The following is a 15,510-nucleotide window of genomic DNA, read 5'->3' on the forward strand; positions in this document are numbered from 1 at the left end:
TTGGATTTGGAAACCAAACCCCTACGGTTATTGCGATGGCAAATCAATATAATCCGCAAATTCATCATCGGCGCTCCATTCGTTTGAAATCTTATGATTACAACCGGTCAGGCGCATATTTTGTGACAATTTGTGTGCAGGCCCGTGAATGTTTACTTGGCACGATCACGGATCAAATCTTGCACTTAAACGAGTGTGGAAAAATTGTTGAACAAGTTTGGAATTATTTGCCTAGACATTTTGAAAATCTAGAAATTGATGCCGCCGTGATTATGCCCAATCATTTTCATTGCATCTTAATTTGTACCGAACCTGAAACGCCAGATTTCCCTGTGCCACCGCCAAAAGATGCTTTTAACGCTATTCACAACAAAGGCGATCGCCCTTTTTACGAACAAAAAACAAACCTCGGCAAAATCATCGCCTATTTTAAATATCAAACAACGAAAAAAATCAACCAAAAACGCGGTCTGGTTGGGACAAAAATTTGGCAAAAAAACTATTACGAGCACATTATTCGTAATGGAAAATCTCTCAATATCCTCAGAGAATACATAGAAAATAATCCCTACAATTGGCACACCGACCAATTACACCCCAATATTCCATCGAAATGGTAGGGATTTGGTTGCCAGGGGATTTCATAATAATGGGATTTGGAGACCAAATCCCTACGGGAAAAACGGGACTGGCCGGATTCGAACCGGCGACCTAGCGCTTCAGATTGGTGTGGGTTTCCCCAACTCTCTGGACTATCTCTTCACCCTAGAACCCAGGATTTGGTTACCAAATCCCTACAGTTTCCGTAGGTGGTGGCCGTTATGCTGGGTTGGCGATGACCTTTCGCTACAAACGTTAGCATTCAAGATCCTCAAAAAAATTTGCCCCAAAACCAACCTGCTAGTCTCTGCACCTTCCTCCGGCGAGGCACCGAAAGGCTTGGCTCAGGGTTACCCTATGATGGAAATTTTCATCACTTAGGCTTCCTTGAATTTGACCACATTCAGCCATGGCGTTTCCGATCCATGCTGCCCGAAAGATTCAGGAGGCGCTTGCTCTATCCTGCTGAGCCACAGCCCCAATAAAGCGCCAAAATTATAACATAGCTTTTTTCCGATGCTAACTAGCGACCTGTTCTCGGATCAGTTGCACCGCTTCCCATAAATTTTCCACAATGAAATCTGGGTTGTGGGCGGCCAATAATTGGCGATCGCGAATCCCCGATAACACTGCAATCACAGGAATATTATGACTCTGGGCTGAGTGAATATCGGCTTCTGTGTCCCCTACCATCCAAGTGGTCACCTTGGGGCGCAGTCGGGCGAGGCTTTCGCCCATGAGTAACGGCTTTTGATAAAAATCTTGGTTGCGATCCGTTGAGTCGGGTAAACAAAAACGGCGATCGCCCGGAAAAATATCCTGCAAAACCGGATGAAGCTGCAAAATTTTGTCCAGTTCACTGTAACGACGCATGGTAACAGTCATCACTTCCCAGCCCCAACTTTGGGCCGCCGTCAATGCTTCTAAGGAACCCTCAATCAGGCGATCGTGCACCATATTTTCCAGTCGATGCACATGGCCATCCCGGAGCCGCTTAAACTCTGGTAACTGATCCTCCCGGAGACCCGACCGCAAACCAATATCGGTCTGGGAAGTCTTTTGTCGCTTTAAAGCCCAAAATTCCTCCTTTGTTAAGGGGGATAACGTTTGCTCTGGTTCTACGACTTGAGTTAACCGCCAGCGATAAACACGGTAGTAGCGTTCCGACAGATCTACGACCACCCCATCAAAATCCGAAATTAACCTGACCATTGCACCACTGTTGATAAAATTTATGGCGACTAGCATAGGTCAGCAATGGGGGATAATCAACCTACTACGTTTTTATCGGATTTAATGTCTTCAGCCCGCCAACTCGCCTTCCTCGCCCTCCGGCAAATCATGTACCACAACGCCTATACCGATGTGGCCCTTGATCGAGTCCTCCACAAAAGTAACCTCACCGGGAGCGATCGCGCTTTAGTTGCCGAATTAGTCTATGGTACTGTCCGTCGCCAAAAAACCCTCGATGCGATCATTGACCAACTAGGAAAAAAGCCCATTGACCAACAACCGCCTGATCTACGGGTACTCCTTCAACTGGGTTTGTACCAACTGCGTTACTTAGATCAAATTCCCCCCTCGGCGGCGGTCAATACCAGCGTTGAAATTGCAAAAACCAACAAGCTAGGCCAATTAGCAGGGGTGGTAAATGGCTGTCTGCGCGGTTATCTGCGGCAACGGGACAAAGGCCATGATCCGCTCCAGTTACCAGAGGCAGCGGCAGAGCGGCTAGCTTTGCAATACAGTTTTCCGGAATGGCTGATTGGACAATGGCTTGAACAATTTGGAGCGGAGGAAACGGAACAGCTTTGTCAATGGTTTAATCGGCCTGCCCAACTGGATCTCCGGGTAAATCCCCTCCGGGCGAATGTCGCCGCTGTCCAGGATAAGCTCAACCAGGCAGGGGTCAAAGCCGAGGCGATCGCCAATTTACCCAATGCCCTGCGCCTGGTGGAAAAACGGGGTTTAATTCAAGATTTGCCGGGTTACAAAGAAGGCTGGTGGACGATCCAGGATGCCAGCGCCCAGTTGGTAACGCACTTACTCGATCCCCAACCAGGGGAAGTGATTATTGATGCCTGTGCAGCGCCCGGCGGCAAAACGACCCACATCGCCGAAAAAATGCAGGATCGCGGCACCATCTGGGCCAGCGATAAATATCAAGCTCGCATTAATAAAATTGAGCAAAATGCCCGCCGCCTCAAACTCTCGATGATCCGCACCCTCATCGGTGACAGTCGCACCTATTCGCAGTTTCGCAATATGGCCGACCGGGTACTGCTGGATGTGCCCTGTTCGGGATTGGGGACACTCCACAAACGCCCCGATATCCGTTGGCAACAGAACCCTCAAAAAATTGCGCAACTGACCCAACTCCAAGGAGAACTCCTCACCACGGGGGCCACTTGGGTCAAACCGGGAGGCTATTTAGTCTATGCCACCTGTACCCTCAATCCGGCAGAAAATGAGGCGATCGCCAACCAATTTCTCGTGGAACACCCAGACTGGCAGATTGTCCCCCCCAGCCCAGATTTACCCGCTTTTCCCTACGCCCAGGAACAGGGTTGGATTCAGGTCTTACCCCAGCGCCACGACATGGATGGTTTCTTTATGGTGAAGTTGCAACGGCCTGCCTAGAGGGATTGGGCGATCGCCTCGGTGAGGGTTTGCAGGGATTCAGAAATGCTGACAGGATAAACTTCGGGCTGGGTCAAGCGTTTCACCCTGTCGGGAAGCTGACGCACGCTAGCCGTCGTTCGTTGGCGAATGGTTGCCAAATCTTCTGGGAGCGTAAGGCGTTTCCCCTGGGCCATCACCTTTTCGAGCAAGGCCATTTCCCCTGATTGCGCGGCTTCAGTGGCGAGACCCAGGCGATCCCGGCCAGCCTCTAGATTGCGGAAAATCTGCTTACAACCCGGATAGGTGGCTTTTCCGCTGGACTTTTTCATCGTGGGGCGATCGCCAATTTGCACCAGTTTGTAAACCCCATTAACCGGGTCGCCTGTCACCAATTTCGTCCCCAAACCATAGCCATCAATGGTTGCCCCAGCGGCCTGGAGTCGTGCCATTTCCCCTTCATCGAGATCACCACTGGCAAAGATTTTCACTGTCGTTGGTAACAGTCGCCGCACCTGTTGGGAGAGGGTTAATAAATCCCCCGAATCGAGGCGCACGCCAGCCAGATGGGTTTCGCCAGTTTGAATCGCCTTACCTAAACGCTCCGCCGCCGCCACGGTGTCGTAGGTATCAATGAGCAAAGGGGCCGCCGGAAAATAACGGTGAAACGCCCGGAACGCATCATCCTCCGAGCCTTCGAGGGTGCCCACCGCCATCACCAAGGCATGGGCCATCGTTCCCACGGGTTTAATCCCCAACTGTTGTGCGGCTAAAACATTGGACGTGGCATCTAACCCGCCAGCCAAAGCCGCCCGCGCTGCCCAGGTAGACCCCTGGGGACTAAAAGCCCGCCTTGTGCCGAATTCTAATAATTGGCGATCGCCCGCAATGTGACGCATCCGTGCCGCCCGTGTTGCAATTAGGGTTTGGTAATTGATGGCATTGAGCAGAAACGTTTCAATAATCTGGGCTTGCCACAGGGGGGCTTCGATCCGCAAAAACGGCTCCTGGGGAAAAATCACGGTTCCCTCTGGGACGGCCCAAAGATCCCCTGTAAAACGACCCGTGGCGAGTAAATCCCAAAAGGCGGCTGGGGCCTGCTCAAAAATCCCGGTACTGCGGAGATAGTCAATTTGCGCCTCCGTAAACCGTAATCCTTCTAGGTAACTTAAAACCTGCTCCAGGCCCATCGCCACCAGATAGCCAAAGTCATCGGGCAAACGACGGGCAAACATTTCAAAGCAAGCCGGGGTCTCCGCCAGCCCTTCCCCCACATAACAGGCTGCCATGGTGAGTTGGTAAAGATCCGTTAACAGACTGTAGTCCTGGGCCGTGATGTCTAAATTTTTCCCAACCATGGTGCGTCTTTCGCCTCCAATGAATTAATTTAGTGTTTATTTTACAATAAAAAATCTGGATCGGCTGCTTTTGGGGGTGAATGTTAAGATCCCATCAGAAAGTTCAGGGGAAAAAGATCCATGGCTACCCAACACCAGCGGCGATCGCAAAATGTGCCCGGTGACTTTTATGTGGACAGTAGTTGCATCGACTGTGACACTTGCCGTTGGCTCAGTCCAGAGATTTTTAACCGCCAGGATGGGCAATCTGCCGTCTACCACCAACCCCAAACCCCTGACCAAAGGCGGGCAGCCTTGCAAGCTTTATTAGCCTGTCCAACGGCCTCGATCGCCACCGAAACCGCACCGAAAGATCTCCCCACAATCCAAGCCGAGTTTCCCCTGCCCCTTGTTGAAAATATCTATTATTGCGGCTACCATTCGCGCAAATCCTTTGGAGCCGCCAGCTATTTTATCCAGCATCCGGAAGGTAATATTCTCGTGGATTCTCCCCGCTTCCAACCCTCACTAGTCAAGCAATTAGAAGCCCTTGGCGGCGTGAGATATTTATTTTTAACCCACCGGGATGACGTGGCCGATCACCAAAAATTCCATGATCATTTCGGTTGCGATCGCCTCTTGCACCGGGCCGATCTCCGGGAGGGAACAAAAACCGTAGAAACCGTTCTCGAAGGCACCGAAGCGATCCCCTTTCTCAAGGATTGCCTAATTATTCCTGTGCCGGGCCACACCGAGGGTCATGCAGTGTTGCTCTACCGCGATCAATATCTTTTTACCGGGGATCACCTGGCTTTTTCGGCGCGCCTGGGTCATTTGACGGGCTTTCGGAATCACTGTTGGTATTCTTGGACAGCGCAAATTGAATCGATGAAAAAACTCCTCTCCTACCCGATCACCTGGATTTTGCCGGGCCATGGCCGCCGCCACCAGGCCGACAGCGCAACACTTCACCAAGATTTAAAAGCTTGTATTCAGTGGATGGAGTCCGTGGCATGAGCGTAACGTTTTTCTGGCTGGTGGCGATCGCCAGTAATCTTTGTCTAATCGGGGTGAATTATATTCTCTGGCGAAAAGTTCGCCGTTGGCACCAGGATCTGCGCCTCAGTCGGCACCGTTTCGCCCTCAACGAACGCAAAATCAAAATTGTCGTGGAAGATTTAATACAACAAGCGGACGTGATCCCTGCCACCACCCAACAGATCCAGATGAAAAAACAGCAAGGGCAGCAAGTCATCGCCCAGATTAAGCTGCTCCAACAACTCCTCCGAGCCTTAATTTTCGTGCGGCGTCGCCTCTGAAATTACCTGTTTACAGAGCCTGCAAGTAACCTGTTAACCGAGTTAAAGTGCGCTGATTTTCCGCTGGTGTTCCTACACTGATCCGCAGGCCGCCCCCCGTGTGTCGAATTAAAGTCCCCTGATTTTTCAGGGTTTCGACGAGGTTTGCTAAGGCTTCCGCCTGGGGTTCCATCGCTGGCTGGAGGCGACCATAGAGGAAATTCGCATCGCTGGGCCACACCCGGAAATTCGGCAGTTGCCCTAACGCTTGGTAAAGTTTCCCCCGTTCCTGTTGCGCTTCGGGAATGGTTTCCAACAGGCGATCGCCATGGTCGAGGGCGAGTCGGGCCGCCGCCTGGGAAAAACTGGGCAAATTATAGGGGAGGCGTACCTTTTCGAGGGCTTGGATAATTTCTAAACTGCCCACGGCATAGCCCACCCGCAGGGCTGCCAATCGAAACGCCTTCGAGAATGTCCGCAGGATCACCCAGTTGGGCCGCTGTAGGACTTCTGCCACCAAAGTTTTTTGACTGAATTCAAAATAGGCTTCGTCCACCACCACAAGGATATCCGGCGGCAAAGACTGGAGCCAGCTAATTTCTGCTGCCGTGAGACATTGGCCCGTGGGAGAGTTGGGATGCACCACAAACACCACCCGCACTGGTGCCCCTTGGGGTTGGTCAATGGCGTTTTGGGCCGCCGCAAGATCCCAGCTAAAGTCTTCTGGCTGTCGGGCGATCGCCACGGTGTGAATTCCCAAAGTTTGCGCCAAAATGCGATACATCGAAAAAGTCGGCTCGGCCACCAGAATCGATCCTTCCCCGCCCAGACAAGTGGCAATTAACAACGAGCGGATCAACTCATCGGAACCATTTCCCACGGAGATGTGAGCTGCTTGAATATCCCCGGTCAACTGCCCAGAACGGTTCACATAGTCGGCAATGCCTTCCTTGAGCGCCCCATGGCCCCCGTCGGGATAGCGGTTTGTGGCAATTTGATTTTGATAATGTTGAGCCAGAATTTCTTTGAGATCCGCTGGGAGATCGTAGGGACTTTCATTGGTGTCGAGAATATCTACCGGCGTATTTACCGGGCCACCGGGGTGGGACACATAGGCTTTGAGTTGGGCCAAGTCAGAACGCAAAAAGGACATAGGTGCTGTGAAAAAAGAAGAATGAAAATCAATTCCCCAAGGGCATTGAAATGGACACAACTGAAATGTAATCAATCTGTGAAATCGATCATAAGTTTAAGGTTGCGTTATGTAAAAATAACGTTGGTGCGGTGGGGAGTCGCCTTAGCCTAAAAATTGGGAATTTTCCTGCACCGTTATTTCACGTTTTCCACTTCCTATCTAAACGCAAATCACCATGAAATTGGCAGCCAGAGTCGGTCAAATCAAGCCTTCGATTACCCTCACAATCTCCGCAAAAGCAAAGGCCATGAAGGCGGATGGGATTGACGTGTGCAGCTTTAGTGCTGGAGAACCGGATTTCGACACCCCCGATCACATTAAAACCGCTGTCAAAGCCGCCCTTGATGCGGGAAAAACCAAATATGGCCCTGCCCCCGGAGAACCGGCCCTGCGTCAGGCGATCGCCAAAAAATTACAGACAGAAAATAATCTCCCCTACAACCCCGAAAACGTGATCGTCACCAATGGCGGCAAGCACGCCCTTTATGGTTTGATGATGGCCCTCATTGAACCGGGGGATGAGGTGATTATCCCGACCCCCTACTGGTTGAGCTATCCAGAAATGGTAATTTTAGCGGGCGGCACCCCGATCTTCGTCGAAACCACAGCAGCAACGGGCTACAAGATCACTCCGGATCAGTTGCGCCAGGCGATCACCAACAAAACGAAATTATTTGTTTTCAATTCCCCTTCGAATCCCACCGGGGCCGTCTACAGTCCGGCAGAGGTAACGGCGATCGCCCAGGTTTTAGTGGAGAAACAAGTGTTGGTGGTGGCCGATGAAATCTACGAAAAAATTCTTTACGGGGATGCCGTGCACCAGAGTATTGGCTCCGTGAGTGACGAAATTTTTCCCCTGACGATCACCTGTAACGGCTTCGCTAAAGCGTTTTCGATGACGGGTTGGCGCTTGGGTTACATTGCCGCGCCGGTGGAACTAATTAAGGGTATGACGACGATCCAGAGCCACAGCACCTCCAACGTTTGTACCTTTGCCCAATACGGGGCGATCGCCGCCCTAGAAGGAGGACTTGATTGCGTCCAGGAAATGTTAACCGCCTTTAGTAAGCGTCGGGAAATAATGCTGGGGGCGATTCAAGATCTGCCGGGTTTGAGTTGTCCATCCCCCGACGGGGCCTTCTATCTCTTTGTGGATATCAGCGCTTACGGTCTCGATTCCCTCAGCTTTTGTAAACAGCTCCTCGCCGAGCAGCAGGTGGCGGCGATCCCTGGGGTGGCCTTTGGCAACGACCGCTGCATTCGTCTGTCCTACGCCACGGATCTCAGCACCATTGAAAAGGGAATGTCCCGTCTTGGTAAATTTCTCCAGTCCCTCTCAAGGTAAGTAAAATTTTGCCGAAGCCCAGTGCTTACTGCTATAAATCAGGGGTGAATTTCTAATTGACTTTATGGCCGAGCTTGACGATCACACTCTCCCCAATCCCGACTCAACATCGACGGAGTTTTCTTCTAACTCCAGTGAAAGCGCGACCCCGGAGATTGTTACGGAACGTGATGATCTCAACCCAAAAGAGCCAGAAGCAGCCATGGCGACCCCGGAGTTGCAGTTCGGCCTTGAAGCTGACCACCTCACCCTAGTCTTACCCACCACCCAGACCTATGAAATTGAGGCTTGGGACACAATCTGGGCCAATTTTCGGGAGCAGTTGCAGGCTGCTGCTGATTTTCCGGTCGCCCACGTTCACTTAATCGCTCAAAATCAACTGGTAGGGGGCCGTCAACTCCAGGAACTGGCTGACCTACTCAAACCCCACGACCTAAAGCTCAAACGCATTTACACCAACCGACGGCAAACGGCGATCGCCGCGGCGACAGCAGGCTATAGCGTTGATCAAGATCCCCCGAATCAACTGTTGGCGGATGTTCCTCTAAAGTTAAAACCGCTCCTGGCCCCCGACAAAGAACCGGAGGTGTTGTACATTGACCAAACCGTCCGCTCCGGAGTTGAAATCGTCTATCCCGGCTCGGTGATTGTCACAGGGGATGTCAATCCAGGGGGAAGTATCGTTGCGGACAAAGATATTGTGGTTTGGGGCTGTTTGCGGGGGGTTGCCCATGCTGGAGCGAAAGGCGATCGCACGGGACGGATTATGGCGTTGCAAATGGAGCCGACCCAACTGCGCATTGCCGATGTGGTCGCCCGTGCAGCTCCGCAAGCCGTTGAGCAACGAAAGCCAGAGGTGGCCTATCTGACCCAAGCGGGAATTCGTCTAGCTCCGGCCCTCAAATTTTCGAAAAACTACCAATACCAAGCCGATCAACAGCATTGGCAGGAAACATCTGATCCCCTCTTACCTGTAATATCGTAGCTAAGCTGCCGCAACCAGTGGCTATGTCGTAAGCTTATTGAATTATTTATCCACCCAGAAGTCTATGAGTCGCGTTATCGTTGTGACCTCCGGAAAAGGAGGCGTCGGCAAAAGCACCTGTACCGCCAACCTCGGTTCGGCCTTGGTCAAGCTCGGCAAAAAAGTGGCCCTGGTCGATGCGGACTTTGGTCTGCGAAACCTGGATTTGCTTTTGGGTTTAGAAAATCGCGTTGTCTATACGGCCATTGAAGCGATCGCCGGAGAATGTCGCCTCGAACAAGCCCTTGTGAAGGACAAACGGCAGAATGGTCTCGTCCTCCTGCCAGCAGCCCAAAACCGGAATAAAGAATCCGTCACTCCCACCCAGATGAAACAGCTCATTATGCGGCTGAATAAAGCTTTTGATTATATTTTGGTGGACAGTCCGGCGGGCATCGAGATGGGTTTTCGGAATGCGATCGCCGCCGCGAGGGAAGCACTGATTGTCACAACCCCCGAAGTGGCTGCTGTGCGTGATGCAGACCGGGTTGTGGGTCTTTTAGAAGCCTATGGCATTAAACGGACGCGCCTTATTGTGAATCGTCTCAAACCAGAAATGGTCAAGCAAAATGAAATGATGAGCGTCGAGGATGTCCTCGAAATTCTCGCCATTCCGCTCCTGGGGATTATTCCCGACGATAAACAAGTGATTGTTTCCAGTAACCGGGGCGAACCGTTGGTGCTAGGAGACAAACAAAATGACCTCCCTGCCACCGCGTTTATGAATATTGCCCGCCGTCTAGAGGGGGAAAAAGTGCCCCTGTTAAACCTAATGGCCAACCAAGAGGGATTCCTTGCCAAAATTCGCCGGATCTTTGCCAGTTAACTGCTGTCTCTGATGCGGAATATCGCCCTCATTCCCCTCTATGCTGAAATCTAATTAATGTTTCCCTTTGTAATGAGTCATGATCCAGGAATTACTTGAAAAGCTGCTCCATTGGCAGTCTCCCAAGAGCAGTGACGAAGCAAAACGACGCCTCAAGCTGGTCATTGCCCACGACCGGGTGGGCCTCAGCCCCGAAAAAGTCGAGGAGATGCGCCAGGAAATTTTGGCCGTCGTCGCTAAATACGTCGAGGTGGATCCAGAGGAAATGGAGTTCGACCTTTCGAGTAGTGACCGGATGACGGCTTTGGTGGCAAATCTGCCCATTCGCCGGGTGCGAGATATTCGTTCCCTAGAATAGTTTTTTACGCGAAGATCCGATGATTCTGGCACAATAGGGCAAGCAGTTAGCATCAGTAGGAGTTGTTGGTCATGTTGGCACAAATTTTGGCGATCGCCGTTGCCCTGGGGAGCGGATTGCTATTTCTGACTGCCTTTATTTTCCCGAAACTCCACCGCCAAGATGACTTTTTTTGGAGCACTGTTGGTCTTTTCTATGCTCTCGTCCTTTGGGTTTGTGCCGGGCAAATGGCTGGGGCCATCCTGTTGGGGCAATTGGCCAGTGTAATCCTCCTCGGTTGGTTTGCTTGGGAAACCCTCCGACTCCGCCAGGCGATCGCCGACCCCAGCAAAATCCCCAACCTCGACAAAGTTTCCCTGGTTGGCTACGTCAAAGATCGCTTTAAAAAACCCAAAGTCGCGCCTGCCCCAGTTACCAAAAAAACACAAAAATCTTCCTCTGATTCCTCTAAAGCCCCTGACCCCGCAAAGGAAGCTCCAGAAACCTCTACACCATCTGAGTCTCCTGAAACGGCCCCAGTTACATCTCCCGAAGCTGAAAAGCCGACCCCAGAACCAGCAACGCCCTCTGCTTCAAAAGATTTAGACAAAGCTGACTCGACAAAGCCCGTTCCCTCGCCAGAAGAAGCTTCTGAGACACCCACGGAAGTATCCGACACCCCAGAAACAGAAAGCGACGCCATCACCGATCCACCGATTACGGCACAACCCTCTAAAAAAGGATTTTCCTTCGGTCGGCTATTTGGACGTAAAACCGCATCTACCGCAGCCCCAACGGAACCCACTGCGACAGAAAAAGACGAAGATATTGAGCAAATTTTTGCCGAAGAAAAAGATGCGTCTGAGCCAGACCCTGCTGTTAATGATGTCACCGATGACACTTCCCCTCTAGAGGAACCCCAAGCTGAAGCTGCCGAAGCAGCAACCCAGGCAGAAACAGAAGCCTCGACTGAATTAGACGAAACCTCCAAAACCGAAGATACTCCCAAAGATTAGGGATCGCCCCAAGAATTCGCTATGATCTTTGACTGAAGCGTATCGTTGATCTCCCGTGCCCTATGGATACCAAAGCCTTTAAACGTTCCCTAAATCACTCTGAAAATTACTATCGCCAAGGATTTGGCCATAAAGATGAAGTGGCTGGCATGATGACCAGCGAATATCAAAGTAGCCTGATCCAAGAGATCCGTGACAACAACTATGAGTTAACCCGTGGTGATGTCACCATTTACCTGGCGGAGGCGTTTGGCTTTTGTTGGGGGGTAGAACGGGCAGTGGCGATGGCCTACGAAACCCGCAAGCATTTCCCTACGGAAAAAATCTGGGTAACAAACGAAATTATCCACAATCCCTCGGTGAATAATCGTCTGAAGGAGATGAATGTTCATTTTATTGAGGTGGTTGATGGCGATAAGGATTTTAGTGGTGTGGCGAATGGCGATGTGGTGATTCTGCCTGCCTTTGGGGCGACGGTGCAAGAAATGCAACTGCTCAATGATCGCGGTTGCACGATTGTGGATACCACCTGCCCTTGGGTTTCTAAGGTGTGGAATTCCGTTGAAAAGCATAAAAAGAAAAATTACACTTCGATTATCCACGGCAAATATAAGCATGAGGAAACGGTGGCTACCAGTTCCTTTGCGGGGACCTATCTAGTGCTCCTGAATCTAGAAGAAGCGGAATATGTCCGGAATTACATTCTCCATGGAGGCGATCGCCAAACGTTCCTCGATAAGTTTAAAAATGCCTATTCCGAAGGGTTCGACCCTGACAAAGATCTAGACCGTGTGGGTGTGGCGAATCAAACCACCATGCTTAAGAGCGAAACGGAACAAATGGGCAAACTGTTTGAACAGACGATGCTCGAAAAATTTGGCCCGACGGAAATTAATGACCACTTCATGAGCTTCAATACGATTTGTGATGCCACCCAAGAGCGGCAGGATGCGATGTTTGACCTCGTGGAAAAAGATTTAGATCTGATGGTCGTCATCGGTGGCTTCAATTCCTCCAATACCACCCACCTCCAGGAAATCGCCGTCGAGCGCAATATTCCTTCCTATCACATCGACAGCGGCGATCGCCTTTTAGGGAATAACGTTATTGCCCACAAACCCCTCGATGGTGAAATCACGACCCAAACCCACTGGCTCCCGGCTGGCAAACTAAAAATTGGTGTGACCTCCGGCGCGTCTACCCCCGACAAAGTTGTTGAAGACGTCATTGCGAAAATCTTTGCCGAAAAAGCCCAACCAGCGGCCTTGGTCTAACTTCTTCAGGCACCGTTAAACATTCGCAAACGTAAAAAATCTTTACCCCGTCCTAATGCTGGCGATCGCCTGGGGATGGGGATTTTTTTATTGGGGAAATTCCTGGCTCGGTTTTCCTAAATATTTGCGCAAATAGGGCGAAAACACCTCATAAATTAAGGTTAAGGGTTTACCATCGTGCCAAAACAGATAATGGCGACCCCAGAAAGGCCCTTCCTCCTGAAAAGCGGCTTCTAGGATTGGCGATCGCCCCAGATAAATTCCTTGAATATCCCGGTACAGTTCCGTGTGGAGCCGTGACAAACTCTCCCAAATGGGCAAACTGCGATTTTGCAAATAATCATCCACATGGTTCGCATCCCACCAGGACGTTGCATAGGCTAAACGTTGTCCCCCCGCCGTTCGCAACCACACCTGACGGCGTAAATGGGGTGTTGGAATCGCAGAAATCAAACTCGGTGCCCCATCATTATCCGTACCAATGGGGGACATATCGATCACATCGACCTCAATTTTTTCCCGTGTCAGTAGACCCAAATGGCGGGTCGGCGAACCATCCCCCAAGAGCAAAATTTGCCAGGGCGGGGCGAGTTGGCTGTGGGGGAGTCCCTTTTGTACTTCGGCCATCCCCCCTTGCCAGATGGGTTCTAAACAGTGCCACTGACGCTCTTTAGACGTTGCCAAAAACGGAGAATTGAGTGCTAGAGTCAAGATTCTTCACAAAACTTCAACTAAACTGATCATAAACAATTCTTGCCCACCCTGCCGCTGGGGTTCTCACTGTAACCAGGGCAAATTGACATCCCCCAGTGCTTATGTTTTGATAGTATATTGGCTCTGTTATAGTTATTTCTATAGAAGTTTTTCACAGTTAAAACAAATGGTAAAGCTCCGTCTAAAGCGTTTTGGTAAGAAAAGAGAAGTTAGCTATCGTCTTGTGGCTGCCCAAAGCACCAGCCGCCGCGATGGTCGTCCCCTAGAAGAACTCGGATTTTATAATCCCCGTACCGATGAAACCCGCCTGAATGTGCCGGCGATCGTGAAGCGCCTCAAAGAAGGTGCCCAACCGACGGACACAGTGCGTGACCTCCTCGAAAAAGCTAAAGTATTCGACCAAGTTTAATGTCTAATTTAGACGATCTGTCTAGTGCATCCCATTCAGCAACGGCAAACTACGAAAAATTAGCCAAATTTCTTCTAGAGCCATTGCTTGATGACCCCCAATCCCTGGCGATAGATTGCGAACAGCTATCGAGTAGCAACCGGGTTTTGATCCGTGTTGCTTTTGAGCAAGAGGATAAGGGAAAGGTCTTTGGGCGTGGCGGCCGAAATCTACGGGCCATTGAAACCGTACTCAATGGGGCTGCCACCAATCCTCAGCAAAAAATTTCCTTGGATGTGTACGGTAGCCATGATGGCAATGGTGGCCAGAGAGAGCGTTCCTCTGGTTCTTCTCGTGGTAGAAGGGAAGACGGTCGGCGTGGTCGCACTTCCCGACGGCCCCGCACGCCGAAGCCCAGCCCCCAGTTGCGGAACTCCGACGAGGGTTAGGCTATTTTTGCGTTGCGACAAAATTGAAACGGTATTCCTGGTGGATGCCTCCTGAGACTCCAGTCGCCCTTTGGTTTGGAGTCTTTGTTATTGGTATTGCTATGCCTAGGCTTCAGTTTGGACGGTTCAATTATCTTCGAGGCGATACCCAAGTTCGGCGAGGCGGGTGCGGGATTGTCGCCATTTAGGTTGAACTTTAACGAAGAGTTCGAGATAAACTTTACCGGCGATCAGTTTTTGGATTTGCTGACGGGCGGCGGTGCCAATGGTTTTAAGCATGGCCCCTTTTTTGCCGATGATGATTCCTTTTTGGGAATTGCGTTCGACGTTGATGGCGGCACGGACTTCGGTAATTTCTTCCCCTTCATTGACTTGTTCAATGGCGATCGCCACGGAATGGGGAATTTCCTGGCGGGTGTGGAGCAAAATTTGTTCCCGGATTAGCTCGGCCATAATAAAGCGTTCGGGCTGGTCGGTAATGAGGTCGGGGGGGTAGTAGTAGGGGCCAGGATCGAGAGCCTGAATAAGTTTGTCTTGGAGTTCGGGGAGGCGATCGCCAGCGAGGGCCGAAAATTCTTGGAGTTGCCAATGGTTTTGGGTGGCAAGGGCTTGGTAGGAAGCAAGAATCTCCGGGCGCTTGTCGGGGCGCTGGTCGATTTTGTTGACCCCAAGGATCACCTTGGCTTCGGTTTTGACCAAAAAATCCGCGATAAATTGATCGCCTTTACCCAGGGGAACCGCACCATCAACGATAAACACCACTAAATCTACGGCCCCAACGGTACTGCGGGCATTTTTGACCAAAATTTTTCCCAGCTCGTGGTGGGGCTTATGAATCCCAGGAGTATCGACAAAAATAATTTGCGCTTGGTCAGTGGAGAGAATACCGCGCAGGCGATTGCGGGTGGTTTGGGCGACGGGGGAGGTGATCGCCACTTTTTGACCGATCAATTGATTCATCAGGGTGGATTTGCCCACATTGGGACGACCGATCAGGGCAACAAAACCAGAGCGAAAATCGGCGGGGGCGGCAGGAATAGTCGGGTTGAGATCAAAGTCTTGGGTCATGAATTTGTGCGATGTGGCGT

At 51.1% G+C, this 15,510-nt stretch carries 17 protein-coding genes; 12 read left to right on the plus strand and 5 right to left on the minus strand.

Annotated features, from left to right (window positions below; all coding sequences use genetic code 11):
- Nucleotides 1–35: 35 nt before the first annotated feature.
- On the plus strand, nt 36–620 hold the full coding sequence (locus AACQ84_RS02550; protein WP_012306136.1) for a transposase: 585 nt from the start codon (nt 36–38) through the stop codon (nt 618–620).
- Nucleotides 621–1,119: 499 nt separating this feature from the next.
- Here the strand turns inward: AACQ84_RS02550 and AACQ84_RS02555 are convergent, their stop codons facing one another.
- Nucleotides 1,120–1,848 (minus strand): HAD family hydrolase, encoded by a 729-nt coding sequence (locus AACQ84_RS02555; RefSeq protein ID WP_234991324.1) that lies wholly within the window; start codon nt 1,846–1,848, stop codon nt 1,120–1,122.
- A 48-nt stretch (nt 1,849–1,896) separates the two neighbouring features.
- Here AACQ84_RS02555 and AACQ84_RS02560 point away from each other — a divergent pair, with 48 nt between their 5' ends.
- A complete protein-coding gene (locus AACQ84_RS02560) occupies nt 1,897–3,240 on the plus strand; it encodes a 16S rRNA (cytosine(967)-C(5))-methyltransferase (protein ID WP_012306138.1) in 1,344 nt (447 codons plus the stop codon).
- On the opposite strand, the gene AACQ84_RS02565 is transcribed toward AACQ84_RS02560, so the two are convergent.
- Nucleotides 3,237–4,577, minus strand: a complete 1,341-nt coding sequence (locus AACQ84_RS02565) for a nicotinate phosphoribosyltransferase (RefSeq protein ID WP_012306139.1) — start codon at nt 4,575–4,577, stop codon at nt 3,237–3,239. The two genes, AACQ84_RS02560 and AACQ84_RS02565, sit on opposite strands and share 4 nt — an antisense overlap.
- A 120-nt stretch (nt 4,578–4,697) precedes the next feature.
- Here AACQ84_RS02565 and AACQ84_RS02570 point away from each other — a divergent pair, with 120 nt between their 5' ends.
- Both AACQ84_RS02570 and AACQ84_RS02575 read left to right on the plus strand, forming a co-directional pair.
- Nucleotides 4,698–5,573, plus strand: coding sequence for an MBL fold metallo-hydrolase (locus tag AACQ84_RS02570; protein WP_012306140.1), 876 nt, complete (start codon nt 4,698–4,700; stop codon nt 5,571–5,573).
- Nucleotides 5,570–5,875: a hypothetical protein gene (locus AACQ84_RS02575; protein WP_012306141.1), complete on the plus strand. Its 306-nt coding sequence runs from the start codon at nt 5,570–5,572 to the stop codon at nt 5,873–5,875. The genes AACQ84_RS02570 and AACQ84_RS02575 overlap by 4 nt, the downstream gene beginning before the upstream one ends.
- Before the next feature lie 10 nt (nt 5,876–5,885).
- Here the strand turns inward: AACQ84_RS02575 and AACQ84_RS02580 are convergent, their stop codons facing one another.
- A complete protein-coding gene (locus tag AACQ84_RS02580; protein WP_012306142.1) occupies nt 5,886–7,007 on the minus strand; it encodes a histidinol-phosphate transaminase in 1,122 nt (373 codons plus the stop codon).
- Between the two features lie 217 nt (nt 7,008–7,224).
- Between AACQ84_RS02580 and AACQ84_RS02585 the strand changes: the two genes are divergently transcribed.
- From AACQ84_RS02585 to AACQ84_RS02610, 6 genes are all read left to right on the plus strand, one after another.
- Entirely contained in the window at nt 7,225–8,394 is a 1,170-nt protein-coding gene (locus tag AACQ84_RS02585) for a pyridoxal phosphate-dependent aminotransferase (RefSeq protein ID WP_012306143.1), read from the plus strand.
- 64 nt (nt 8,395–8,458) lie between these two features.
- The gene (gene minC / locus AACQ84_RS02590) at nt 8,459–9,379 is read left to right on the plus strand and encodes a septum site-determining protein MinC (RefSeq protein ID WP_012306144.1); all 921 of its coding nucleotides are present in this window, start codon (nt 8,459–8,461) and stop codon (nt 9,377–9,379) included.
- Nucleotides 9,380–9,443: 64 nt separating this feature from the next.
- Nucleotides 9,444–10,244, plus strand: a complete 801-nt coding sequence (gene minD / locus AACQ84_RS02595) for a septum site-determining protein MinD (RefSeq protein WP_012306145.1) — start codon at nt 9,444–9,446, stop codon at nt 10,242–10,244.
- Between the two features lie 79 nt (nt 10,245–10,323).
- Nucleotides 10,324–10,602: a cell division topological specificity factor MinE gene (minE, locus tag AACQ84_RS02600; protein WP_012306146.1), complete on the plus strand. Its 279-nt coding sequence runs from the start codon at nt 10,324–10,326 to the stop codon at nt 10,600–10,602.
- A 71-nt stretch (nt 10,603–10,673) separates the two neighbouring features.
- The gene (locus AACQ84_RS02605) at nt 10,674–11,597 is read left to right on the plus strand and encodes a Ycf66 family protein (RefSeq protein ID WP_012306147.1); all 924 of its coding nucleotides are present in this window, start codon (nt 10,674–10,676) and stop codon (nt 11,595–11,597) included.
- Between the two features lie 62 nt (nt 11,598–11,659).
- Nucleotides 11,660–12,871, plus strand: a complete 1,212-nt coding sequence (locus AACQ84_RS02610) for a 4-hydroxy-3-methylbut-2-enyl diphosphate reductase (RefSeq protein ID WP_012306148.1) — start codon at nt 11,660–11,662, stop codon at nt 12,869–12,871.
- A gap of 87 nt (nt 12,872–12,958) precedes the next feature.
- Here AACQ84_RS02610 and AACQ84_RS02615 read toward each other — a convergent pair whose 3' ends face one another.
- A complete protein-coding gene (locus AACQ84_RS02615; protein WP_254903397.1) occupies nt 12,959–13,555 on the minus strand; it encodes a chorismate lyase in 597 nt (198 codons plus the stop codon).
- 196 nt (nt 13,556–13,751) lie between these two features.
- Between AACQ84_RS02615 and rpsP the strand changes: the two genes are divergently transcribed.
- Together rpsP and AACQ84_RS02625 are read left to right on the plus strand one after the other, a co-directional pair.
- On the plus strand, nt 13,752–13,994 hold the full coding sequence (gene rpsP / locus AACQ84_RS02620) for a 30S ribosomal protein S16 (RefSeq protein WP_030007128.1): 243 nt from the start codon (nt 13,752–13,754) through the stop codon (nt 13,992–13,994).
- Entirely contained in the window at nt 13,994–14,422 is a 429-nt protein-coding gene (locus AACQ84_RS02625; RefSeq protein WP_012306150.1) for a KH domain-containing protein, read from the plus strand. The genes rpsP and AACQ84_RS02625 overlap by 1 nt, the downstream gene beginning before the upstream one ends.
- 126 nt (nt 14,423–14,548) lie before the next feature.
- Here the strand turns inward: AACQ84_RS02625 and era are convergent, their stop codons facing one another.
- Entirely contained in the window at nt 14,549–15,490 is a 942-nt protein-coding gene (era, locus tag AACQ84_RS02630; protein ID WP_012306151.1) for a GTPase Era, read from the minus strand.
- Between the last annotated feature and the right edge of the window lie 20 nt (nt 15,491–15,510).

Source organism: Picosynechococcus sp. PCC 7002 (assembly GCF_963860125.1).
Taxonomy (GTDB): Bacteria; Cyanobacteriota; Cyanobacteriia; order Cyanobacteriales; family MRBY01; genus MRBY01.

What these genes read in the sequence shown, in the direction of transcription:
- AACQ84_RS02550 (WP_012306136.1), top strand. Translation starts at nt 36, where the DNA reads ATGGCAAATCAATATAATCCGCAAATTCATCATCGGCGCTCCATTCGT.
- AACQ84_RS02555 (WP_234991324.1), bottom strand. Translation starts at nt 1,848, where the DNA reads ATGCTAGTCGCCATAAATTTTATCAACAGTGGTGCAATGGTCAGGTTA.
- AACQ84_RS02560 (WP_012306138.1), top strand. Translation starts at nt 1,897, where the DNA reads ATGTCTTCAGCCCGCCAACTCGCCTTCCTCGCCCTCCGGCAAATCATG.
- AACQ84_RS02565 (WP_012306139.1), bottom strand. Translation starts at nt 4,577, where the DNA reads ATGGTTGGGAAAAATTTAGACATCACGGCCCAGGACTACAGTCTGTTA.
- AACQ84_RS02570 (WP_012306140.1), top strand. Translation starts at nt 4,698, where the DNA reads ATGGCTACCCAACACCAGCGGCGATCGCAAAATGTGCCCGGTGACTTT.
- AACQ84_RS02575 (WP_012306141.1), top strand. Translation starts at nt 5,570, where the DNA reads ATGAGCGTAACGTTTTTCTGGCTGGTGGCGATCGCCAGTAATCTTTGT.
- AACQ84_RS02580 (WP_012306142.1), bottom strand. Translation starts at nt 7,007, where the DNA reads ATGTCCTTTTTGCGTTCTGACTTGGCCCAACTCAAAGCCTATGTGTCC.
- AACQ84_RS02585 (WP_012306143.1), top strand. Translation starts at nt 7,225, where the DNA reads ATGAAATTGGCAGCCAGAGTCGGTCAAATCAAGCCTTCGATTACCCTC.
- minC (WP_012306144.1), top strand. Translation starts at nt 8,459, where the DNA reads ATGGCCGAGCTTGACGATCACACTCTCCCCAATCCCGACTCAACATCG.
- minD (WP_012306145.1), top strand. Translation starts at nt 9,444, where the DNA reads ATGAGTCGCGTTATCGTTGTGACCTCCGGAAAAGGAGGCGTCGGCAAA.
- minE (WP_012306146.1), top strand. Translation starts at nt 10,324, where the DNA reads ATGATCCAGGAATTACTTGAAAAGCTGCTCCATTGGCAGTCTCCCAAG.
- AACQ84_RS02605 (WP_012306147.1), top strand. Translation starts at nt 10,674, where the DNA reads ATGTTGGCACAAATTTTGGCGATCGCCGTTGCCCTGGGGAGCGGATTG.
- AACQ84_RS02610 (WP_012306148.1), top strand. Translation starts at nt 11,660, where the DNA reads ATGGATACCAAAGCCTTTAAACGTTCCCTAAATCACTCTGAAAATTAC.
- rpsP (WP_030007128.1), top strand. Translation starts at nt 13,752, where the DNA reads ATGGTAAAGCTCCGTCTAAAGCGTTTTGGTAAGAAAAGAGAAGTTAGC.
- AACQ84_RS02625 (WP_012306150.1), top strand. Translation starts at nt 13,994, where the DNA reads ATGTCTAATTTAGACGATCTGTCTAGTGCATCCCATTCAGCAACGGCA.
- era (WP_012306151.1), bottom strand. Translation starts at nt 15,490, where the DNA reads ATGACCCAAGACTTTGATCTCAACCCGACTATTCCTGCCGCCCCCGCC.